This is a genomic window from bacterium (assembly GCA_026129405.1).
Lineage (GTDB): Bacteria > Desulfobacterota > Binatia > DP-6 > DP-6 > JAHCID01.
Genome location: JAHCID010000007.1, coordinates 42204 through 64681, shown reverse-complemented (window position 1 = coordinate 64681; position 22478 = coordinate 42204). Strand labels below are relative to the sequence as shown.

Sequence of the window (22478 nt, the reverse complement as noted above, 5' to 3'; positions counted from 1 at the left end):
CGGTGCGGCGCGGGCGGTGGACCTCTCGGTCGGCGGCTACGTCGACGGCCTCGCGATCGTCGATACGGGCACCGGCTCCCGCCAGCGGCCGCAGGCGGTCGGCGTCGTGCGCGTCGACGGCAACGCCGCGCGCTGGCTGCGGGGCCATCTCGAGGTGCGGGGTCGCATCGGCGGACCGTTCGAGGGCGGGCAGGGCATCGGCGTCTACGAGTATGATCAGGCGTTCCAGAACCGCTCGCCGGCCTTCGACGTGACCGAGGGCTGGCTCGAGCTGCGCGCACGGCGCATGGAGCTGCGCGCGGGGCTCCAGCGCGTCGCCTGGGGGCGGCTCGACGGTGCGCCGCCGACCGACGTCGTCAACCCGCGTGACTGGCACGATCCGTTCGTCGACGAGATGGAGGAGCGGAAGTTCGGCATCCCCATGCTGCTCGGGTCGTCGCCGCTGCCGGACGTGGCCGTGCTGTCGCTGCGGGGGCTCGAGCTCGAGCTGCTCTACGTGCCGATCGCGGTGCCGCCGCGGCTCGCGCTCGCCGAGGAGCGCTGGTTTCCGTCGAGCATCTCGTTCGACGAGGGTGGAGTGCGGCTCGGAGGCAAGGTGCCGGTCGCGACGCCGATCGGCGTCCGGGAGGTGATGCTGCCGAAGGAGGTCGCGATCGACTTCGGCACGCAGAACAAGACGCCGGCGCGGACGCTCGCGAACGGCGCGATCGGTGCGCGGCTCTCGGGCAGCGTCCGGCGCGTCGACTGGAGTCTGTACCACTACACCGGGCCGGAGACGAACCCGGACGCGAGCCTGCCGGTTTGGGTGCGGGCGCGCCGGCCGTACACCGGCGGGTTCGGGACGGCGGAAGACCTGCTGGCGTTCGCGGCCGCCATCCCGGACACGCGCCCGCTCGCGACCGCGCGGCTCACGCAGGAGCACGACGGCATCCACATGACCGGCGCCGACTTCGCCGCTCCGCTCGGCGACGCGACCGTCCGTGCCGAGGCGGCGTGGTTCATCGACCGCCCGTATCTCGCCAGCACGCGCGCGCTGCTCGGCCGCCGCCGCCTGATCCGGGTCGCCAGCGGCAAGCCGTGCCCGATGCTGCGCGACGTGAGCGCCGGCAAGTGCCCGCTCTTCACCGGCCCGCAGGTCCCGTTCGACATCGGCGACGTCTTCCCGGAGCTGGATTCGGTCGAGTGGGGGCTCGGCGTCGACTATCTGTGGAACGGGTTTCAGCCGATCCTCCAGGTGAACCAGATCGTGTTCCTCGAGCGCACGCCGGACCTCCTCGTCGGCGATCCGGACACGCGCTTCACGGGGGTGCTGCGCAAGCGGGTGCTCGAGGACCGCTTCGAGCTGGAGTTCCGGGGTGTCTACATGGTGGAGAAGGGCGGCTGGTTCGCGTTTCCGCGCATATCGTGGGACGTACGGGACGATCTGCGGGTGCGCGTCGGCTATCTGTGGATCGGCGGCTCGGAGAACTCGATCATCGGACAGTTCAAGGGGAACGACGAGGTCGTCTTCCAGGCCCGCTGGAGCTTTTGACCCATGGACTCGTCCGATATCTTCGCCGTGTATCTGCGCGTCCCGCGCCACGAGATCGCCTACGTGAAGTTCATCTTCGAGTCCTACGAGGACCTCGCCGTCTGCCGCACGCTCGATCCGCGGCTGGCGACCATCGCGATCATCGCAGCACCCGACTTCGCCGCCCAGGTGGAGCGGGTCACGTCCGCGCTCGAGGCCGAGGGGGTCTGCGTGCGCATTCCACGTCCGGAGGGCGAGGCGGGTGACGTCCTCGGTCCGGACCCCGTCGGCTGACCACGTCGATCCAGGAGGTTGCATGGCGTCGCATCAGATCCCGCTTCCCCCGCAGGGCCGCATCGAGCCCATCCCCGCCGCGTCCGACACGGTCTTCAACTGGGAGTACGACTGTCGGCGCGAGGCGCTGAACAACCTCTACGAGAAGGGGAAGCGTCTCCAATGGAACGCGACCACCGACATCGACTGGACGATCGACGTCGATCCCGAGCAGTTCCCCGAGTTCTTCCCGCCCGAGGCGTTCAACGCGATGCTGAACCCGCCGCGCCCGCTCACGCTCGCCGAGCTGAAACGGATGCGCGTCCACCAGCTCGGCTGGATGCTCTCGCAGTTCATGCACGGTGAGCAGGGCGCGCTCCTCGCCACCGCGCAGATCGTCGAGACCGTGCCCTGGACGGAGGCCAAGTTCTACGCCGCCAGCCAGGTGGCGGACGAGGCGCGCCACGTCGAGGTGTATCGCCGCTACCTCACCGAGAAGCTGCCGTTCGCGTTCCCGGTGAACCCGCACCTGCACACGCTGCTCGGGCAGATCGTGCGCGAGTCGCGCTGGGACATGACCTACCTCGGCATGCAGATCATGGTCGAAGGCCTCGCGCTGGCGGCATTCGGCATGATGCATATGATGAACCCGCACGAGCGCCTGCTGCACCAGATCACGAACTACGTGATCCGCGACGAGGCCCGGCACGTCGCCTTCGGCGTGCTGTCGCTGGAGGAGGTCTACAGGGACATGACCTCCTCCGAGCTGCGCCAGCGCGAGGATCTCGTCATCGAGGCGGCTCACCTCATGCGTGACCGCCTGCTCATGCACGAGGTGTGGGAGCGGCTCGGCTTCGACGTCGACCAGTGGGTGCAGTGGTCGCTCGAGACCCCGTTCATGGGCGGGTTTCGGCAGCTGCTCTTCTCGAAGATCGTACCCAACCTGCGGCGGCTCGGGCTGCTGACGCCGCGGGTGCGCGAGGCGTTCGAGAAGATCGGGGTGCTGCACTTCGAGACCTTGCCGGACTCGACGGAGGACGAGGGCGTGACGATGCCGGCGTCTCTGGCGTCGTTCATCGCCGGGGTCTCCGGGGCTTCGGCTTCGACGCCGGGGTGATGCGGCCGGCAGGCGGGCGTGGGGCCGTTCGCGCCGCGCGCCCGCCGCCGTCCGGCGGCGCGATCCCACCCGAGCTTTGGCGACGAGCTCCGGACGCGGGACTAGCGGGCGGGCGCGACGCCGCGGGGCTCGTCGTCGTCGCTCTCGTCCTGCTCGTCGTCGTCCTCGTCCCGGTCGTCGTCGGGGTCGTCTTCGTCGTCTTCTTCGTCGGATTCGGATTCGGGCGGTCTGGGCTTGCCGAAGACGTAGGCCACACCGATGCTGAGGCCGTAGAGGACGAGGAGGGGAGTCGCCATCAGGAGCTGGGAGGCGATGTCGGGGCCGGGCGTGAGGAGGGCGGCGACGATGAAGATCGCGACGATGGCGTAGCGGGTGTAGGCGATCAGGGTCTGGTGGGTGACGAGGCCGATGCGGGCGAGGAAGAACGTCACCACCGGCAGCTCGAAGGTGACGCCGAAGGCGAGGAGCATGCGCGAGACGAACGTCAGGTACTCGGTGATGCGGATCTGCGGCGCGATCCCGACCGAGCCGAACTCGTTCAGGAAGAACGAGAAGGCGACGGGAAGCACGAGCTGGTAGCAGAACGCCGCGCCGGCGACGAAGAAGACCGTGGCCGCGAACGAGAAGGGCAGCGCGATGCGCTTCTCCTTCTCGTACATGCCGGGGGCGACGAACGCCCAGAGCTGGAAGAAGACCCAAGGGCTGGCGACGAAGATGCCGCCGATGAACGACACCTTCAGCTTGGTGAAGAAGGCGTCGGTGACGCCGGTGCCGATGACGATCGCGTCCTGCGGCGCCAGCGCCGTCAGGGGCTCGGTGAGGAACGCGACCAGGTGCTCGGAGAAGCCGTAGCAGACGCCGAAGCCGATGAAGGCGCCGATCATGATGCGGATCAGCCGGGTCCGCAGCTCCTCCAGGTGTGCGGTGAGCGGCATCCGCACATCGTGTTCGGCCCCCATCGGCGATCGATCGGGGACGGATCAGGCCGTGCCCGGCTCGGGGGTGTCGGCGGGCGGAGTCGCCGCCGTCGCGGACTCGGGCTGCTCGGCGGGCGCGGCGGCGGCGCCCTTCGCCATGGTACCCGGAGGCGGGCCGCTCGGCGGCTTCGGGCGCGTGCGCCGGCGCTTCTCCTCGTCGTCGATGCGCGCCTGCGCCTGGAACTCGTCCATGATCTCCGACGACTGGCGGCGGAACTCGGACATGGCCTTGCCGAGCGTGCGCGCCACTTCGGGGAGGCGCTTCGGCCCGAGCACGACGAGCGCGACCACCAGGATCACGATCAGCTCGGGCATGCCGATGCCGAACATCGCGGCGAGGGTAGTCTGCTCGCTGCAGGGAGTCAATTTCGCGGTCGCGGGCTCACCTGGCCTCTGGTATGCGTCGCCCATGGCCGGCGGTACGGGGCTCGTGTTCGACGATCGCATGCTCGCGCACGACCCCGGCCGCGGACATCCGGAGCGTCCCGACCGCCTGCGCGTCCTGCACGATCACCTGCGCGACGCGCATGGTTTCGTACGTCTGCACGCGCGCCCGGCGACCGAAGCCGAGATAGCGCAGGTGCACACGCCGGCGCTCGTCGACCGCGTCGCAGCCACGGCCGGGCGAGCGCACACGATGTTCGATCCCGACACGCACGCGTCGGCCCGGTCGTGGGAGGCCGCGCGTCTCGCCACCGGCGGGCTGCTCGAGCTGTGCGACGCCGTGGTCGACGGCGCCGTCGACAACGGCATGGCCCTGGTACGGCCGCCCGGACACCATGCGGAGCGCGATCGGGCCATGGGTTTCTGCTTCTTCAACAACGTCGCCATCGCGGCGACGCACCTCCGCCGCCGCGGCCTCGAGCGCGTGGTGGTGATCGACTGGGATCTCCACCACGGCAACGGCACGCAGCATCTCTTCGAAGCCGACCCCGACGTCCTCTACGTCTCCACGCACCAGTGGCCGTGGTACCCGGGCACGGGGGCGGCCGACGAGGTGGGCAGCGGCGCGGGGGCGGGACGCACGCTGAACCTGCCGCTGTCCGCCGGCTTCGGCGACGCCGAGCTCGCCCGCGCCTTTCGCGAGGCGGTCCTGCCGGTGTGCCGGCAGTTCCGCCCCGACTTCGTGCTCGTCTCCGCCGGCTTCGACTGCGACCTGCGCGATCCCCTGGGCGGGCTCGCGGTCACACCGGGCGGCATCGCCGCGATGGCGGGGGTCTGTCGCCAGATCGCCGAGGAGACGGCGGGCGGCCGCATCGCCGCCGTGCTGGAGGGCGGCTACGCCCTCGACGCGCTCGTCGACGGCGTCGACACGGTGCTCGGCGTGCTGCGCGGCAACGCGTCCCGCGCGGCGCTCGCGACCGGCGATCCGTATCGCTTCGACCCGGTGCTCGAGCGCGTGCGCGCGGCCCACGCGCCGTACTGGGACTTCTAGGCACGACGACCGGACGACGGGCTCGCTTCGGCGATGCGTGCCGGGCGACGTCTACGGCTCGCCTTCGATCACCACCACGGCGTCGGGTACGGAGCCGCTGCGCGGGAAGCGATCGCCGAGCTTCGCCTTCATGCCTTCGATCAGTGCGATCACGCGGTTGCGGCTGTCGTCGAGCGCGATGCGGGAGTCGGCGTCGCGCAGGCCGACGGCCGGATTGAGGCAGCCGATGCTCGACAGGTAGCCGTGTGCGTGATGTGCCGGATGCACGAGGATCGCGGTGCGTACTCCGGTATCGATCAATCCGAGACCCGGTAGGGGCGAGCCCGCCGCCGCGTAGCGATAGGTCCGGTACTTCGTGCCGGCGTGGATCACGATCGGGTAGCGGCCCGCGGCGATGCGGCGATGGCTCGACACGCCGAGCGGGGTGTTGTCACCGGGGCCGCCCCGCTCGACCATCTGGCCCTCGAGGTCGTGAATCGGCTCGCCGTTCCAGAAGCACTGGTAGTCGCCGACGGTACGCGCGTAGCCCATGCCGGTGCGCTCCTCCTCACGCCGGCGGCGTATGTGGAGACAGAAGCCCGTGCCGGGGATGCTCGGCGGTGCCGGTGTGGATGCGTCCGCGCTGCGCCCGGCTGCGGCGGCGGGAGGGATGGCCACGGGCGCGGCCGTCACGGGCAGATGCCGGTGCCAGCGCTCCAGGTACGGCTCGGGGTTGGTGAGGTCTTTGCGACGCATGTAGGCGCGCCCGTCGGGCGCGATCGCGCTGCTCGCCTTCGGCACCGTCAGGGGACCGTGCGCCGTCTTGTCGTAGAGCTCGAGGTGCAGCATGTCGCTCGGGACCGAGATACCTACGAGGTGTCCGACACGCGCGATCGGCTGCCCCGCGACGACGCGATCGTTCTGCCGTACCATCGTGTCCTGCTGGATCTCGCCGTAGCGGGCGAGGACGCTCCCGTGGTCGATCTCGAGCGCGAACGTCCCGGCGTAGAAGGCGTACGGGCCGCGCACGACGGTGCCGTCCATGACCGCGTAGATCGTCGAGCCGGCCGGAGCGTACAGATCGCTGCCTGCGTGCACGCGATCCCTCGAGCGGGCGGCGCCGAAGCGGCGTGCGTCCTTCGTCCAGTCCGCGGCCGGTATCGCGGCGAGGGGGAAGCACTCCCGCCCGGTGCTCGCCGCCGCCGCGCCCGACGCCACCACGCCGCCGCCGACGATGCGGACGAGCTCCTGCCATGTGCGCCCGCCGGGCTCCATCACCCCGTCCGGCTTCGACATGAACCGCTCCTGCAGGGCCACGATCGCCTGTACCGTGTTCGACTTCGCCGACTTCGCCGCGATCGATCCATCGATCGAGCCGGGATCGAAGCGGGCATCGCCGAGGATCATGGCCGCGCTGCGCAGCATCGACTGGACGGTCTCGACGTCGGTAGGGTCGTTCTTCGCGCGGTCGGCGCGCCCGACGGAGCCGCCGATTCGCCAGTCGTGGGCATCCGCGAGCGGCGCGGGGGCCGGGCCGCTCGCCGTCTTTCCTGCCCCCGGGTCGACGAGCGCAAGCCCCGCGGTGAGCTCGGCCTCCGGCACCTCGAAGCCGCCGCCGATCTCGTACGCAGCCATCGCCGCGAACAGGCGGCGCAGCTGTCCGACGTCGTCGACGTTCCCGTCCTCGTCGAACAGCTCCAGCGGCTGGTCGATCGCAATGCCCATGCGGTTCGAGACGAAGACGGCGTACTGGCTGGGGTTGTTGTGCGGGTTTCCGGGCAGTGAGCCGATCGTGTCGGAGGCCGGCGCCCAGCGGGACAGGATCGCCAGGACGGTGCGGCAGCGATGCTTCACGAAGTAGGTTCGCAGCTGGCGGAGGCCCGCCCGCACGCCGTACGCCGGATCCGCGAAGACCGCGTGGCCGCGGGCGTCGGTGCGCGACGGCTTGCCGTGCGCGTCCATCCACGGATCGGGGCCGTTCTTCACGTTCAGGTAGTTGTTGTTCTTGATTCCGACTGGGGGCATCGCGGCTCGCTTTCATCCGGTCGAGTGGGTGCCGGCGTTGTGGAGCGCCACGAGATCGTTCGTGGAGGCGTGCGCGGTCGCGCAGGCGCCATACCCGCAAGCAAGGCGCGCACCATCGCGCGGCGCGGTCCGGACGCCCTGTCGGCAGGGGTCGCGACGCCACGATGCATCGCAGCCGTCCATCGGACGAGACACCCGGTCCGCGCGCCGAGACGGCGGGGCTGCCGGCGGGCGTCGCCGGCCGAGCCCTGACCGATCAGAAGCCGTCGGTGCCGGCGGGCGACTCGGCGCTCGGCGCCGGGGCCGTGGCGCTCGCCGGATCGGCCGCGATGGCCGCATCGGGGTCGACGGCCTCGGGGGCGTGCGTGAACTCGGTCGGCTCCGAGCCGGCGGCGAACACCTCGAGCTTCTGCGCGCTGCCGGAGACCGCACGCAGTCCGTTGCCGGGATCGATCTGCGCGAACGAGACGCCGTCGGGAACGGGGAAGTCGACCACCGGACGCCCGGCCAGCGCCGCCTTCATGAAGTTCGTCCACACCGGTGCGGCGGCGACGCCGCCCGTCTCCTTCGGGCCGAGCGAGCGCTCCGAGTCGAAGCCGATCCACACCCCGGTCACCAGCTCCGGGGTGAAGCCGACGAACCAGGCGTCGTGCGTGTCGTTGGTGGTGCCGGTCTTGCCCGCGGCGGGTCGCTCCAGCTCGGCGGCGCGGCGGCCGGTGCCGTTCTGGACCACCGACTCCATCATGCTCGTCATGATGTAGGCCGTGGCCGGGCTCATCACGCGCTCGAAGCGAGGGCGCGTGTTGCCGAAGTCGATCGGCCGGCCCTCACGGTCGGTGACGGCGGTGATGAAGATCGGCTCGAAGCGCTTGCCGAGGGTCGCGAACACGCCGTAGGCGCGCGTCAGCTCGATCGGCGTCACCTCGTGGCTGCCGAGGGCCAGCGACAGGTTGCGCGGCGCCGGCTTCGAGAAGCCGAAGCGGTCGAGGTACTGGCGCGTGTAGTCGAGCCCGATCTGGTCGACCAGGCGGACGGTGACGGTGTTGAGCGAGCGCTGGAGCGCGTTCCGCAGCGTGACCGCACCGTAGTACTTGCCGCCGTAATTCTTCGGCGTCCACAGCTTGCCGTTGCCGCCCGGGAAGGAGAGCGGGGCGTCGACGACGACCGACGCCGGCGTGAAGCCGTGGTCCATCGCGGCGGCGTACAGCAGCGGCTTGATCGACGAGCCCGGCTGGCGGCGCGCCTGGACGGCCCGATTGAACTGGCTGCGCCCGAACGAGTAGCCCCCGACCATCGCCTTCACCTGTCCAGTGTAGGTGTCGAAGGAGACGATCGCGCCCTGGACCTGCGGGTCCTGGTCGAGCACGAAGCGCGCGACGCCGTCGCCGGTCTCGGCGGTGCGCGTGACGACGAGCACGTCGCCGGGCTTGAACCCCGCCGTGCCGAGCGCCCGCTTGCCCCAGACGAGCGCCGACGCGGGGATCTCGCCACGCTCCCAGGCCGTGCGCACCTGGAGACCGCCGGTGCGTACGGCGGTGACGACGGCGTGGCGGTGGGGGTCGTCGGGCGACTGGAGCGCCGCTTCGTGGGCGAGGAACGCGTCGATCTTGCGCGGCTCGAGCTTGCGGACCGGCCCGCGGAAGCCCTGGCGGCGGTCGAGATCGCGGAGACCCTCCTGCAGCGCCTCTTCGGCCGCCGCCTGCATCTGGAGGTCGACGGCGGTGTAGACGCGCAGCCCGAGCTGCGCCGCCGCCGTGCCGCCGTAGCGCTCCTCGAGGAGGCGGCGGACGTGCTCGACGTACCAGGGCGCCGCCAGGTACGTGGCCGGCTTGCGCGGCTGGACGACGATCGTCTCGTCGAGCGCGTCGAGGTACTGCTGCTCGGTGATGAAGCGCTCCTTGCGCATGCGGTCGAGGACGTAGCGCTTGCGGGCGTGCGCCCGCTTCGGGTGGCGCTGCGGATCGTAGAAGCTCGGCAGCTGCGGCAGGCCGGCGAGCAGGGCGGCCTGGGCGATCGTCAGATCCTCGACGTCGGCGTCGAAGTAGGTGCGCGCCGCCGCCGCGACGCCGTAGGCACCGCCGCCGAAGTAGATCTGGTTGACGTACAGGTAGAGGATGTCGTCCTTCGTGAGCTTGGTCTCGAGGCGCAGCGCCAGGATCATCTCCTTGGCCTTGCGCTCGTAGCTGCGCTCGGGGTTGAGGAGCAGCGTCTTCACCACCTGCTGGGTGATCGTGCTGCCGCCCTGGACGACCTGCTTGCTGGCCAGGTTGCGCACGAACGCGCGCGCGACGCTGACGGGATCGACGCCCGGATGCCGGTAGAACTCGGCGTCCTCGGCGGCGACGAAGGCGTTGCGGACGTGGGGAGGGAGGCGCGCGAGCGGGACCACGTAGCGCCGCTCGACGAAGAACTCGCCGATCAGCGTGCCGTCCTCCGCGAAGATGCGGGTTGCTTCGGGCGGCTGGTAGGACAGGAGCTGGTCGACGGGGGGGAGGTCGGTCGTGACCTCCCGCCAGACGACGAAGCCGACGATACCGACGGCCAGCACCCCAGCGAAGACGGTCCACCCAAAGATCCGCCGCAACGCGCTTCCGCGCCGGGGTCGTTGCGCCATGACGTGTGGGCCGGAGGGTAGCGATCCGGGGGAGGGCGCACAAGGACGTCCCGCCTCGACACGCCCGGACGGAGTCCGTAAACCTCCGCCCCGCGATGTCCGTCCCGTTCCTCGATCTCGGCGCCCAGGACCGCGAGGTGGGCGCCGCCGTCCGCGCGGCCGTCGCCGAGGTGCTCGACTCGCGCCAGTACGTTCTCGGGCCCCACGGCGAGCGCTTCGAGGCGGCCATGGCCGAGTACTGCGGCGTGCGCTTCGCGCTCGGAGTGGCCTCCGGCACCGACGCGCTGGCCCTGGGCCTTCGGGCGCTCGGTGTCGGCCCGGGTACGCGGGTGCTCACCACGCCGTTCACCTTCTGGGCGACCGCGAGCACGATCCTGCGCCTCGGCGCCCGCCCGGTCTTCGCCGACGTCGACCCCGAGACGCTGAACCTCGACCCCGCGGCGGTGGAGGCGGTCCTCGCGCGCGACGGGGCCGATATCGCCGGCATCGTGCCGGTGCATCTCTTCGGCCGGGTGGCCGACATGGACGCGCTGGGCGCCGTCGCCGCCCGACACGGGCTGTGGCTGCTGGAGGATGCGGCGCAGGCCGTGGGCGCGGGCACGGCCGCCGGCCCGGCCGGCTCGTTGGGACGTGCAGGAGCCATCTCTTTCTACCCCACGAAGAACCTCGGCGGGATCGGCGACGGCGGCATGCTGCTGACGAGCGATCCGGCCGTCGCCGACCACGTCCGGCGCGAGCGCAACCAGGGGCTCGTCGCCCCGTACGTCCACGAGGGCGTCGGGTTGTGCTCGCGGCTCGATGCCGTCCAGGCGGCCGCGCTCGGCGCCAAGCTGCCCCATCTCGACGCGTGGAACGTCCGCCGGCGTGCGATCGCGGCGTGGTACGCGGAGGGGTTCGCGGCGGCGGGACTCGCGGGGGTGGGCGGCCCGCTGCGGCTGCCGGCCCCGGGCGGGGAGGCCCACGTCTTCCACGTCTACACGGTGCGGGCGCGCGACCGCGACGCCCTCCAGGCCCACCTCGGCCGGGAGGGCATCGGCACCCAGGTCTACTACCGCACGCCCCTCCACCGGCAGCCGGCGATGCGCGACCGGGCCGACGTGCCGTGCGGCGTTCCGGTGTCGGAGCGCGCGGCGGACGAGGTCCTCGCGCTGCCCATGTGGCCGCAGCTCGCACGGGCCCAGGTGGAGCGTGTCGTCGCGGCCGTCGGGGCCTTCTACGGCGCGGAGCCGGCGCGCGGCCGTGCGGCCGGCTCGGATTGAGGGTGGCGTAGCTCTGGGCTACGATCCCGCGGGCGATGAAGGCGGAGACGCGCAAGCCCGGTAGCGCCAGCAGCCGCGGCGGCGCCGACGCCCCACACGGTGCGAAGAAGAAGAGCACCGGGTTCCGCGTCCTCGAAGACGTCAGCGCGATCACCGAGCACGCCACCGAGGAGCTCGAGGATACGCTCCAGCGCATCGTCGAGGTCATCGCGCGGCGCACCAGCACCGACGTCTGCTCGGCCTACCTTCTCGACCCGCGCCAGCAGCGGCTGACGCTCACCGCCACGACGGGCCTCGAGCAATCGGCGATCGGCAAGGTGTCGATGGACGTCGGCGAGGGTCTCACCGGCATGGCCATCGAGAAGCTTGAGCCGGTGATGGTCGTCGATGCCATCGCGCATCCCCGCTACAAGTACTTCCCGGAGACGGGCGAGGAGCGCTACCACTCGTTCGCCGGCGTGCCCATCGTCGACCGCGGGACGCCCCTCGGCGTGCTCGTCGTGCAGACGCTCCGCCGGCGCAAGTTCTCCGGCAACGAGATGCGCCTCCTGCGTGCGATCGCGAGCCAGGTGGCCGGCATCATCGTCCAGGCGCGCCTCCTCGAGGACCTGCGCAGCAAGGAGGAGGAGCGGCGCGAGTACCGCCGGCGCATGATGGCCGCGGTGAAGCGGCTCCAGGCCTACGAGAAGACGATCGGCGAGGAGACGCAGCCCGCGCCGCGCCGCGCGCGCCACGGCCGGCTCGTGGGACTGCCGGCCGCGCCGGGCTTCGGGGCCGGCCGCGCATACATCCTCCAGCCGCCGGTGTCGCTGGCGATGGTCGAGGATCGTGCCGCCGCCGATCCCGCCGCCGAGAAGGTCCGCTTCCACCGCGCCGTCTCCGAGTCGATCCGCGAGCTCGAGGCGCTGAAGGTGCGTCTGGCGCGGCGGCTGCCGGAGTTCGACGTCAACATCATCGAGGCGCATCGGATGATGCTCGAGGACCGCGGTTTCCTCGGCAAGATCGACGCCGAGATCAAGGGCGGCGCGGGCGCCGAGGCCGCGCTCCGCCGGGTCGTCGAGGAGTATCTCGCGAGCTTCGCGAACATGAGCGACCCGTACCTGGCCGAGCGCGCCGCCGACGTGAAGGACGTCGGCCTGCGGCTGCTGCGCAACCTGCTCGGGGTCGAGGAGCCGGAGCGGGCGCTCGAGCCGGACACGGTGCTCGTGGCCGACGAGGTGACCATCTCCGACCTGTCGGTCATCGACCACGAGCACCTGCGCGGCATCGTGCTCGCGACCGGCGGGACGACGTCGCACGTCACCATCCTCGCCAAGTCGTTCGAGATCCCGACCGTCGTCGGGGCGCGGCCCACGCAGGGCGAGGACGTCCACGAGGGCGACCAGCTCATCGTCGACGGCAACTCGGGCGTCGTCTACGTGAACCCGCCCGTCGACGTCACGCGCGAGTACGAGCGTCTCGACCGCGAGTACCGCGCCTTCAACCGCGAGCTCGACGCGTTGAAGGCGATGCCGGCGGAGACCACCGACGGGCGCCGCGTCAACCTGCACGCCAACATCGGCCTCGTCGCCGACCTGCACTTCGTGCACCGGCACGGTGCCGACGGCATCGGGCTCTATCGCACCGAGTTCCCCTTCCTCACCTTCCGCGACCTCCCCGACGAGGAGGAGCAGTACCAGCTCTATGCGCGCGTCGTGCGCAGCATGGAGGGGCGGCAGGTGACGATCCGCACGCTCGACGTCGGGGCGGACAAGGCGCCGACGTATCTCCACCTCGCGCCCGAGCGGAACCCGTTCCTCGGCTGGCGCTCGATCCGCATCTCGCTCGAGATGCCCGAGCTATTCAAGACGCAGATCCGCGCCCTGCTCCGCGTCGCGACGCTGGGCCGCATCCGCATCCTCCTGCCGATGATCTCAGGGGTGGAGGAAGTGCGGCGTGCGAAGGAGCTGATCGAGGAGGCCAAGGACGAGCTGCGCGCGCGCGGCCGCGAGTTCGACGCCACGGTGCCGGTCGGCATCATGGTCGAGGTGCCGTCGGCGGTGGCGCTCGCGTCGCACCTGATCCGCGAGGTCGATTTCTTTTCGATCGGCACCAACGACCTGATCCAGTACCTCCTCGCCGTCGATCGCGGGAACGCGAAGGTCGCGAGCCTCTTCGAGCCGCTCCATCCTGCGGTCCTCGCGGCGATCCACGACACCGTGCAGGCGGCCAAGGGCGCGGGGAAATCGGTCGGGATCTGCGGCGAGATGGCGGCCGATCCGCTCTGCACGCTCGTGCTGCTCGGGCTCGGGCTCGACGATCTCTCCATGGGGCCGTTCTTCATCCCGGTGGTGAAGCGCATCATCCGCTCGGTCCCCGATGCGACGGTGCGCGCGCTCACGCGCGACATCCTCGGGCTGCCCACCGTGAAGGAAGTGAAGGGCTATCTGTTCGACGGGATGAAGAGCCTCGGCATCATCGAGCTGATGGAGTTCTATCACTGAGCCCGGTGCGGCGGGCGGCCGGGCGGACCGGTCGGGGGTCCCGGCGGCCCGCCGCCCGGAACCCCGACGGTCCGTTCGTGGACAGCGGACGACGCCGGTTGTAGAGAGGCGCGCCATGCCGAGTGGGCTGTGGGGTCGGGTGGGCGGGCTCTTGATGCTCGCGGTGACGGTGGCGGGTTGTGCCGGCACCGGCGGGGGCGGCGGCTTCGAGCCTGCGGGGGAGAAGTACCTCGCCGTGTGGGCCGGGGACGCGGACCGCAAGCATTCCGATTTCCTCGCGATCATCGACGCCGACTGGAGCTCGCGGAGCTACGGCAAGGTGATCCGCACCATCCCGGTGAAATCGCGCGGCAACGAGCCGCACGGCGTGAACGGCGAGCTACGCTACGATCGCCGGCTCTTCGCCACCGGCCTGCTCACGAACCGGGTCTTCGTCTTCGACCTGCGCGATCCCGCGAAAGGCACGCTCTCGTACGTCTACGAGGCCAAAGGCGACCGCACCCTGGGCGCGCCGCGCAACGTGGCCACGCTGCCGGGCGGACGTGTCGCCGTCACCTGTGCCGATCAGATCGGCTACACGGGCGAGCCGCGCGAGGTGCTCGGTGCGCCGGGCGGCCTGCTCATCCTCGGCAACGACGGCAAGTTCGTGAAGGAGATCCCGGCCGTCGGCCCCGGGTCGCGGGCCTACGTCACCGCCCCCGGAGGCGTTGCGATCCGCTCGCAGGCGGGGATCTTGCTCACCACGAACGAAGCCCACGGCTTCGCCGGCACCACGCGCGGCGAGCTCATGCCGGGCATCACGGTGCAGACGTGGAAGCTCCCCAACCTGACGCTCGGCCGCCCCGCGGTGCTCGAGGCCGGTCCGCGCGGAGAGGAGAACCTCGGCCCGCATACGCCGCGCATCTTCCGCGGCCGGCCGTTCGCGCTGGTGAACACGCACGAGGGCGGGGCGCTCTACGTCTCGGACTCGCTCCAGACCGAGAGCCCGCTCTTCAAGCTCGCGTTCGACTTCGGCGCCGGCTCGAAGCCGGGCGAGGCGGCCCTCACGCCCGACGACCGGTGGTACGTGACCGCCCTCACCGGGAAGAACCAGGTCGTGTCGCTCGACGTGCAGGACCCGTGGAAGCCGCGACGCGTGGGCGCGGTCGGCTTCGGCCGCGACCCGGGCGCGGCTCCGGACGCCGCCGACGCCGCGCGCGAGGGCGGCCCGCATGCCCTCGCCATGGCGCTCGACGGCGTGCGCATCGCCGTCGCCGACTACGGCGTCGACGTGCCGACCTACGCCCTCGACGGCGATCGGCGTGTCTACATGCTGCGCCTCGACCGCACGACCGGCGCGCTGCGGTTCGACGGCGCCTTCCGTGACGAGGTCACCGACGAGGTCGGCGTCGACTTCGATCGCACGAGCTGGCCGCACGGCGACACGGGACCGGCGCGTCCCCGCGGCCTGCTGTTCGTCGCGCCCGGCCCGCCGGAAGAGGCGGACTGATCCGATGGGGGCGGTCAGCGTCCGCCCGATCGAGGAGCGCGACGTCGAGCGCGCCGGCGACGTCAACTTCACCGCCTTCCTCGACGTCGCCCTGCGCCACGGCCAGCCGCCGACGGTGACGTCGCCGGCGGACAGCCGCAGCTACGTGCGTCACCTGCTCGGGTTCGACGCGCTCGGGGGGCTCGTGGCCGAGGTCGACGACGAGATCGTCGGCATGGCGTGGGTGCATCCGCGCGGCCCCGTGGCGACGCTGGGCCCGGTCGCCGTGGAGCCGCGTTCCCAGCGCCGCGGCATCGGCCGCGCGCTCGTCGAGCGCTGCCTCGAGATCGCCGGGCCGCGCGTGCCGCAGGTCCGTCTGGTGCACGAGAGCTTCAACGCGGCGTCCCTCGGCCTCTACCTGCGCTGCGGCTTTCGGGTCGTGGCGCCCCTGCTCGAGCTCGAGCTGCGGGCGGGAGCGAGCTGCGTGGCGCCGGCGGTCGCCGGGACCGTCGTGCGGCCGGCCGACACGCCCGACCGCAGCCGGCTCGTCGAGCGCGACGGCCGCGCGTTCGGCGCCCCGCGTCCGCAGAGCGTCGATCTCTATCTGCGGCGGGGGCGTGCGCTCGTCGCGGAGCGCGCCGGCGCGTTCGCCGGCTACGTGTTCGGCATCGGCTTCCGCGACCTCGGCTATCTCGGCTCCGCCGCCGCCGACGACGTCGACGTCCTGCTGCTCCTCGTCGCCGGGCTGGCGCAGCCGATGTCGGCCGAGGGACATCGCCTGCGCATCCTCGTCGCCGCCGGCGATCGCCGCCTGGTCGACGGCCTTCTCGCGCTCGGCTTCCGGGTGTTCCGCGCCTGTCAGTATCTCGTGCGCGGCGGCGGGACGGCACCGCCGCCGAACTACGTCCTCATGAACGGCGACATGATGTGACGCCGCGTGTCCGCCGCGCCGTGCTCGAGCCGGGCGGAAACGCGGCGGCCACGGACACCCCGAGCGCGCGGGCGATGGCCAGCGCGGTGGCGACGGTCGGCAGCGCGCGCCCGTTCTTGAGCAGGTTCAGGTGCGCGCGGTCGAGCCCCGCGCGTTCCGCGAGCTCGGCATCGGTCCAGGCGCGCTCGGCGAGCAGCCGCACGAGGGCGTTGCGGCTCATGGGCGGCACCGCCAGACGTCTTCGATGCGGACGTCGAGCGCGGCCGCCACGCGCTCGGCCACCCGAAGCCGGGGATTCGCGTCGGCGGCGCGCAGGCGGGAGAGCATGCGCGCCGGCAGCAGCGTGCGGCGTCGCAGCTCGCCCCAGGTCATGCCGCGTGCGGCCAGCAGCGCCGGCAGGCGGTTGACGATTCGGGTCGCCGGGGGCCGAACGGGTCGCGCCATGCGCGCGACCATGCGATCGGGCCTGCCGCCGCGCAAGGCCGGGCCCACGCCTTGGAGCGGACGATCAGAACGTCAGCTGGTCGAACGTCTCGAGGTTGATCGGGCCGAGCGCCGTGCACGTCGTACTGTCGGTGGGCACCAAGAACGCGAGCGTCGTGCGCATCTTCAGGTTCGGGCTGATGACCTCGTCAATACCGCGCGCCCCGGCGGCCACCGAGACCAGGACGACTGCGTCGCGCGAGCCCGGCGCGACCGGCGCCGCAGCGAAGCTGATCACGCCGCTGCGTCCCTGGTTCTCCGCGTCGCCGTGGTTCGGGACCGTGAACGTGGCGCACGGCGCGAGGGGGCCGAGGGGCAGGGGGCCGCCCTGCACCTGGTCCGGGCTGATGCGATAGAGGTTGATGATGCCGAGCGTCTTCAGGTCGGGTGGGTCCGTGCTGGTGGCGATGAGGACGCTGCCGTCCGGGTGCAGGCGGAAGAGCTCATCGGCGTCCTGCGTGAAGAGCAGCGGCGTGGGACGGATGCGCCAGAGGCCGCTCAGCTCGGAGCTGGCGTAGACCTGCTGGCCGTCGGCCGACGACTCGAGGTGGGCGACGAAGTCCTCGCCGTCGTTGCCGCACTCGGAGTAGCCGAACGCGGAGTCGATGCGCGACATGAGCGTCTGGTTGTTGCCGTTGCTCTTGCGCACGGCGACCAGCGCCTCCTTCTCGGTGCGGAAGCAGTTCGGCTGATCGGCGACCGTGCGGTACTCGGAGAGATAGACGCGGCCGCCCGCGGAAGCACCGAAGCCGTCGCACGCGAGGTGGAGCGTCTCGGTGTTGGCGCGGTCGATGATCGCCCGGTCGGTGACGTTCGCCTGCTCGTCGATCGAGAGGCGCAGAACGCTCACGGCCAGCTCGTTCGCGCCGGGCGAGGGGTCGGTGTAGGTGCCCTCGTCGCTGAGGACGAAGATGCCGCCGGCCCCGTCGCCGCACAGCTCGAGCGGATCGAAGAGCGCGTAGGCCGGGCAGAAGCCGTCCGGGCAGTCGCCGGGACCGGCGCACGGCCGGCCCGCGTTCGGTCCGCTGAGACACGTCGAGCTCTGGAGGCAGGTGCCGCCGTTGCCGGCGCAGTCGGCGTTGACGACACAGAAGTCGCCCGTGCCCGGCCCGTTGAGCGGCGCCTCGCAGGTGTGGACGCCGTTGTCGATGGCCTTGCGCGTACCGTCGGGCAGGATCGCGAAGATGCCGAAGCCGAACAGCGACGGCACGAGGTCGGTATAGAAGAGCGGCTGGGCCGCGAGGGTCGGTCCGGTGCCGGCGCCGCTGCCGCCGTACCCGTGTGCGAGGAAGCTGACGTAGTTGCGGTTCGACGCGTTGGCGATGACGCCGAACTGCGCCGAGCGGTGCCCCTCCTCGGTCGGCGCGAAGGTCACCGTGACGTCGGCGCTCTCGCCGGACGGGAGCGAGACCTCTTCCGGCGTGATGGTGAAGCCCGCGCCGGTGTGACCGATCCGGGCCGCGACCCAGCTCATCGGGTCTTCGTCGAGGTTCGTCACCGTGAAGACGCGGGTGGCGGACGTGCCCGGCGCGACCGGGCCGAACTCGAGCCCGCTGTCGGAGCGGATCTGCACGACGCCCGGCGTGGTGCCGTCGGGGATGGGTGGTACCGAGAGCACGCGCATCGTGCTCTCGCCGGCGGCCTGTCCGTCGTGGATGGTGAGCCGCACGGTGACGTCGCCGGTGTCGCTCGAGTACGTGTGTTCGGGGCGCGCCTCGGTCGACGTCGTGCCGTCGCCGAAGTCCCACAGATACGTCAGCGCGTCGTTCTCGGGATCGTAGCTGTCGGTGGCGTCGAACTGGTAGGGCAGGTCGGGGACGGCGACGGCGGACTCGGGCAGGATGGCGACGGGTGCGAGGTTGTCGGTTTCGATCGCGCGGAAGCGGATGCGATCGATGTCGCGCATCTTCTTCTTGCCCTTGCTGCCCGCCGGCCGCTGCGCCTCGACCACGAAGCGGATGCGGTTCGTCCGCCGCCGGCCGATCTTGATGTCGCCCCGCTCGAGGCGGCCGCGCATGCCGGTCACGCGGCCCGAAGCATCGGTGATCGGCGTGAAGTCGCTGGTGAGGTCGCGGCGGCCGGTGCGCGCGCGGAACGTCGAGACGTCGGCCGGAACGCCTTCGGCGACGCCGAACGACACCAGGATGTTGACGTGCGGGTGGGCGGGTACGCGTTTGCCGACGGGCGAGACGATGCGCAGGAGCGCATCCACCGGCGGCGGCTTGCGCGCCGCCGGGGCGGGCGCAGCCGCGAGCGTGAGCAGGACGAGACCGAGCAGCGGCGCGACGCGGAGGCGACGGAGCATGGCGCGAGGTCGGACGATACGCAGGCCCGCCGTAGTGCGCAACGACATTTCTGCGTCGCTCTGCGTCGACGCGTGGGTCCCGCGCACGGCGTCCGCCGCGTGCTGCCCAAAGGTACTAGAGCGCCCCGAGCACGAGCTCCGGACTCGGGCGATCCGCGCCGTGGGGAGCTAGTTGCAGGCGTCCGGGATCGTCGCGATCACGACGTCGTTCGGGAACGAGCCGCGCAGGAAGTCGGTCTGGCTGAACGGGTACCGATCGCGCGTCTGTCCCTCTTGAAAGAGGCGGTACGCCTGGATGCGGTTGGCCTCGCCGGACGCGACGTAGAGCACGTCGTTGAACACGGTCATGCGCACGGGGCTGGTGCGGACGTCCGCCGCCGTGCTCTCGCTCGGCTCCTTCGGCAGACGGTCGTCGCTGCGCAGCCGATACGAGTCGATACGGCCCTTCACGAAGTGGCTCATGAGGAGCGTGCGGTTCGCCATGACGAGCCCTACGTAGCGCAGGCCCTTGTTCGTCTTGGTGGCCCGCTTCTGGCGCTGGTTGCCGTCGGGCAGCTGGTTGCCGAAGGTGCCGTCGTCCTGGAGGTCGAAGGCGGAGAGCTGCCGCGCGTAGCGGGCCTCGACGTAGAGCCGGTTCCCGTCGAGGATCATCGCCTGCGCCCCGGAGAGCCGCTTGCGCCGCGACGACGGCGGCGTGACGGTGGAGTCGTCGTCGCAGCCGTTCTGTCCCCAGACGCCGCACTCGAGCGGCTTGCCGGTGACCGGATCGCGCAGCACCTCGCCGGTCTCCGGGTCGACGCAGAGGCGGACGAAGGCGCCCGTGCCGGTCAGCGGAAAGGTCGACACCGCGCCGCGGCTGTCGGAGTTGGAGATGTAGAACAGCGGCTGGGGGAGGTTCTCGCGGACGATGATGTTCTCCCACCCGGTTCCGACGCGTCCGCGGATGCAGCTGAACGGCTCGGTCGGAACGCTCGGCGCCGCGCCCGCCTGGGTCGGGTAGAGGCTGCTCAGGTCGTACGCGTCGATGTTGCCGAAGACGCGGTCTGGGACGTAGAGGACCCGCCCGCCGACCCCGAGGCCGAGATCGTGGGGGTTCATCCGCCGCGCGACGTCGGGAACCTTGCCGACGCGGGTGAGGTCGCCCCGGGCGCCGATCGCGAAGATCTCGACGCGATCGATCTGCGCCACGAAGAGGAACTTGTTGTCGGGCGACACCACCACACGCCGCGGGCGCCGGCCTCGCAGCTCGAACTGGCCGTGCGGCGCACTGGTGAGCCCGCCGTTGGGACCGACGCAGAACGAATCGACGCGATGCTGCGAAGCGGCCGTCGCGTAGAGGATGGTACCGGCCGCGGCAGGTGCAGCGAGGGTCGCCGCGACGCCGAGGGCGAGAAGCAGGCGAGACATGCGGAGGCCCGCTCATAGCAACGCGACGCGCGGGCGGCAAACCGGACCGCGTGCGTTGCGGAGCCGGGCGGGGCCGCGATAAGCCCGGCTGCCATGACCGACGCGCTCGTCACCTGCCGCCGCGAGGACGCGATCGCGATCCTCACTTTGAACCGACCGGAGAAGCGCAACGCGCTCAACCGCGAGGTCCTTCGCGTCCTGGCGGGGCTGCTGGCCGAGATCGAGCGCGACCGTGAGGTGCGCGCGGTGGTCCTGCACGGCGCCGGAAAGGTGTTCAGTGCCGGTGTCGACTTCGCCACCCTGCGCGAGGACGCCGGCGACGCGCCGCCTGCCCCGTTCCGGGTGCTCGTCGGCGAGATGCAGGCGCTGGTGTCGCGCTTCGAAGCGGTCGAGAAGCCGATCGTCGTCGCGATGCACGGGGTCGCGCCCGGGCTCGCGCTGGAGCTGGCGCTTGCCTGCGACGTCCGCATCGTCACCCGCGACTGCCGGATCGGCCTGCCGGAGGTGAAGATCGGCCTCGTGCCCGACGTCGGGGGCACGGCCCGCCTGGTGCGGACCGTCGGTCACGCCCGGGCCAAGGAGCTGATTCTCACCGGCCGGCTCGTCGCCGCCGACGAGGCCCTGCGTCTCGGGCTGGTGCACGAGGTCGTTCCCGCCGACGCCCACCTCGACGCGGCCCTGCGGGTCGCGCGCGAGATCGCCGGCAACGCGCCCCTCGCCGTCGGCCTGGCGAAGCGCATCGTCGACCTGGGCGCGCACCTCGACACGTCGACGTTCCTCCAGGTGGAGCAGCTCGCGCAGAGCGTGCTGCTCGCGACCGCCGACGCGCGTGAGGGCACCGCCGCGCTCGCCGAGCGGCGGGCTCCCCGCTTCACCGGCCGCTGAGCATGGACTGGAACGTCCTCGCGACGTCCTTCGAGGGCCTGCGTCCCGCGCTCCAGGGCGGCCTCAAGCGGTTCGGGAAGTTCGGCGGCGGCGGCTATCGCAACGTGCTGATCGGGCGCGTCGAGGACCGCCAGGCCTTCCTGGACGCGCTGCGCGAGGCCTACGCGGCCGACGAGCGTCTGAAGGCCACGCTCGCGAAGGTCGTGCCGATCGACGTCGTCGTCCATTTCGAGCTCGCCGACCCGCTCGCGAAGCTCGGCCCCGCGCTCGACGCGCTCGTCCCGCGCATGCCCGACGGTGCCTTCTTCGTCCGCATCAACCGCCGCGGCCTCAAGGGGCACCTCGACACGCTCGCCGCCGAGCGACGGCTCGGCGACCACGTCTGGAAGACGCTCGCGGCTTCGGGACGCACGCCGAAGGTGTCGTTCAAGGACGCGGACGTCATCGTGCTCGTCGAGATGCTGGGCACCGAGGCGGGGATCGCGCTCCTGCCGCGGGAGCTGCGGCGGGACTATCCGTTCGTGCGCGCGCGCTGACGTCGATCCGCACAGCCCGGCGACCGACGCGGCGCCGTGGCGGCGGCCGGGCCGCGCGCGCCGCGCTCAGCGTCCGGCTTCGGAGCGCTCGAAGCGCTCGAGTAGGCGCTCGATGCGCGTCAGCGCGTCCTCGACCCGCTTCGCCGCGGCCTCGGAGCGCTCGGCGGCGCGCTCGGCGCGCTCGGCCGCCCGCTCCGCGCGCGCGGCCGCATCGTTCGCCCGACTGGCGTCGTCCGCTGTGGCCGGGCGCATTCCCGTCGGGCCGCCGAGGAGGAGCGTCGACAACGCCACCGCCACCATCACCGTGTTGCGCACGATCCGGCCGCTATCCGCGGCTCCCCGGGCTGTCAATGCGTGTCGAGCGCGGCGGCGGCGCGGAGGGGCTTGGCAGACGGCCGGGGCGTGCTTACCGAAGGAGGCATGACGGGACGTGACGCGCTCCTGGCGGCCTTCGACGAGCTCTACGACGCCGCCCTCACGAAGCTCGACGCGACGGCGACGCCCGAAGAGCGGGCGTCGGCGCGGGCGCAGTTCGAGCGGCGCTTCTCCCAGGCCCTCGAGGTGACCGCGGCGGTGGACGTGCCCGGCATGCCCGAAGAGGCGATCGACGAGATGAAGGACGCCATCGCTTCGCTGTCGAAGGCCGAGCTCGCCGGCCTCGTCGCGACGGTGCCGCTGGCGCAGCGCGCGCAGCAGATGGTGCGCGCGGTCGCGATGCAGACGGCGCAGCAGCGCATGCTGGAGCACCTCGCCGCGCAGGCCGACACGCGTTGGGGCAACTGACGGCTGCG

At 71.6% G+C, this 22478-nt stretch carries 20 protein-coding genes; 11 read left to right on the top strand and 9 right to left on the bottom strand.

The window, feature by feature from the left end; translation table 11 throughout:
* The first annotated feature begins 16 nt into the window (after positions 1-16).
* From KIT14_20670 to KIT14_20660, 3 genes are read left to right on the top strand one after another with little or no spacing between them, the layout of a single operon-like run.
* Positions 17-1531 carry a hypothetical protein gene (locus KIT14_20670; GenBank protein MCW5892935.1) on the top strand — a complete coding sequence of 505 codons (1515 nt, stop codon included), beginning with the start codon at positions 17-19 and terminating at the stop codon, positions 1529-1531.
* Between the two features lie 3 nt (positions 1532-1534).
* Positions 1535-1804: a DUF4911 domain-containing protein gene (locus KIT14_20665; GenBank protein MCW5892934.1), complete on the top strand. Its 270-nt coding sequence runs from the start codon at positions 1535-1537 to the stop codon at positions 1802-1804.
* A gap of 22 nt (positions 1805-1826) precedes the next feature.
* On the top strand, positions 1827-2900 hold the full coding sequence (locus tag KIT14_20660) for a ferritin-like domain-containing protein (protein ID MCW5892933.1): 1074 nt from the start codon (positions 1827-1829) through the stop codon (positions 2898-2900).
* Between the two features lie 101 nt (positions 2901-3001).
* On the opposite strand, the gene tatC is transcribed toward KIT14_20660, so the two are convergent.
* Positions 3002-3835, bottom strand: a complete 834-nt coding sequence (tatC, locus tag KIT14_20655) for a twin-arginine translocase subunit TatC (protein MCW5892932.1) — start codon at positions 3833-3835, stop codon at positions 3002-3004.
* Between the two features lie 45 nt (positions 3836-3880).
* Positions 3881-4207 (bottom strand): Sec-independent protein translocase protein TatB, encoded by a 327-nt coding sequence (gene tatB / locus KIT14_20650; GenBank protein ID MCW5892931.1) that lies wholly within the window; start codon positions 4205-4207, stop codon positions 3881-3883.
* Between the two features lie 79 nt (positions 4208-4286).
* Here tatB and KIT14_20645 point away from each other — a divergent pair, with 79 nt between their 5' ends.
* Positions 4287-5312, top strand: coding sequence for a histone deacetylase (locus tag KIT14_20645; protein ID MCW5892930.1), 1026 nt, complete (start codon positions 4287-4289; stop codon positions 5310-5312).
* A gap of 51 nt (positions 5313-5363) precedes the next feature.
* Here KIT14_20645 and KIT14_20640 read toward each other — a convergent pair whose 3' ends face one another.
* Both KIT14_20640 and KIT14_20635 read right to left on the bottom strand, forming a co-directional pair.
* Positions 5364-7316: a peptidoglycan DD-metalloendopeptidase family protein gene (locus KIT14_20640; GenBank protein MCW5892929.1), complete on the bottom strand. Its 1953-nt coding sequence runs from the start codon at positions 7314-7316 to the stop codon at positions 5364-5366.
* 256 nt (positions 7317-7572) lie between these two features.
* Positions 7573-9864, bottom strand: a complete 2292-nt coding sequence (locus KIT14_20635) for a PBP1A family penicillin-binding protein (protein MCW5892928.1) — start codon at positions 9862-9864, stop codon at positions 7573-7575.
* A gap of 161 nt (positions 9865-10025) precedes the next feature.
* On the opposite strand from KIT14_20635, the gene KIT14_20630 reads away from it, so the two are divergent.
* The 4 genes from KIT14_20630 (at position 10026) to KIT14_20615 (ending at position 16071) form a co-directional block, all read left to right on the top strand.
* A complete protein-coding gene (locus KIT14_20630) occupies positions 10026-11189 on the top strand; it encodes a DegT/DnrJ/EryC1/StrS family aminotransferase (protein MCW5892927.1) in 1164 nt (387 codons plus the stop codon).
* A 35-nt stretch (positions 11190-11224) separates the two neighbouring features.
* Positions 11225-13672: a phosphoenolpyruvate--protein phosphotransferase gene (gene ptsP / locus KIT14_20625; GenBank protein ID MCW5892926.1), complete on the top strand. Its 2448-nt coding sequence runs from the start codon at positions 11225-11227 to the stop codon at positions 13670-13672.
* A gap of 115 nt (positions 13673-13787) precedes the next feature.
* Positions 13788-15161: a hypothetical protein gene (locus tag KIT14_20620; protein ID MCW5892925.1), complete on the top strand. Its 1374-nt coding sequence runs from the start codon at positions 13788-13790 to the stop codon at positions 15159-15161.
* A 4-nt stretch (positions 15162-15165) separates the two neighbouring features.
* A complete protein-coding gene (locus tag KIT14_20615; GenBank protein ID MCW5892924.1) occupies positions 15166-16071 on the top strand; it encodes a GNAT family N-acetyltransferase in 906 nt (301 codons plus the stop codon).
* Here KIT14_20615 and KIT14_20610 read toward each other — a convergent pair.
* From KIT14_20610 to KIT14_20595, 4 genes are all read right to left on the bottom strand, one after another.
* Positions 16049-16291: a helix-turn-helix domain-containing protein gene (locus tag KIT14_20610; GenBank protein ID MCW5892923.1), complete on the bottom strand. Its 243-nt coding sequence runs from the start codon at positions 16289-16291 to the stop codon at positions 16049-16051. The genes KIT14_20615 and KIT14_20610 overlap by 23 nt on opposite strands.
* Positions 16288-16515, bottom strand: a complete 228-nt coding sequence (locus KIT14_20605) for a helix-turn-helix transcriptional regulator (protein MCW5892922.1) — start codon at positions 16513-16515, stop codon at positions 16288-16290. Before KIT14_20605 ends, KIT14_20610 begins: the two co-directional genes overlap by 4 nt.
* A 64-nt stretch (positions 16516-16579) precedes the next feature.
* The gene (locus tag KIT14_20600; GenBank protein MCW5892921.1) at positions 16580-18907 is read right to left on the bottom strand and encodes a choice-of-anchor D domain-containing protein; all 2328 of its coding nucleotides are present in this window, start codon (positions 18905-18907) and stop codon (positions 16580-16582) included.
* 120 nt (positions 18908-19027) lie between these two features.
* A complete protein-coding gene (locus KIT14_20595) occupies positions 19028-20266 on the bottom strand; it encodes a hypothetical protein (protein MCW5892920.1) in 1239 nt (412 codons plus the stop codon).
* A gap of 93 nt (positions 20267-20359) precedes the next feature.
* Here KIT14_20595 and KIT14_20590 point away from each other — a divergent pair, with 93 nt between their 5' ends.
* Positions 20360-21151, top strand: coding sequence for an enoyl-CoA hydratase/isomerase family protein (locus tag KIT14_20590; protein ID MCW5892919.1), 792 nt, complete (start codon positions 20360-20362; stop codon positions 21149-21151).
* Between the two features lie 2 nt (positions 21152-21153).
* Complete coding sequence (locus tag KIT14_20585; GenBank protein ID MCW5892918.1) at positions 21154-21687, top strand: hypothetical protein; 534 nt, start codon at positions 21154-21156, stop codon at positions 21685-21687.
* Positions 21688-21753: 66 nt separating this feature from the next.
* Here the strand turns inward: KIT14_20585 and KIT14_20580 are convergent, their stop codons facing one another.
* Positions 21754-22002 carry a hypothetical protein gene (locus tag KIT14_20580; GenBank protein ID MCW5892917.1) on the bottom strand — a complete coding sequence of 83 codons (249 nt, stop codon included), beginning with the start codon at positions 22000-22002 and terminating at the stop codon, positions 21754-21756.
* A 105-nt stretch (positions 22003-22107) separates the two neighbouring features.
* On the opposite strand from KIT14_20580, the gene KIT14_20575 reads away from it, so the two are divergent.
* Positions 22108-22470 carry a hypothetical protein gene (locus tag KIT14_20575; protein ID MCW5892916.1) on the top strand — a complete coding sequence of 121 codons (363 nt, stop codon included), beginning with the start codon at positions 22108-22110 and terminating at the stop codon, positions 22468-22470.
* Positions 22471-22478 lie beyond the last annotated feature (8 nt).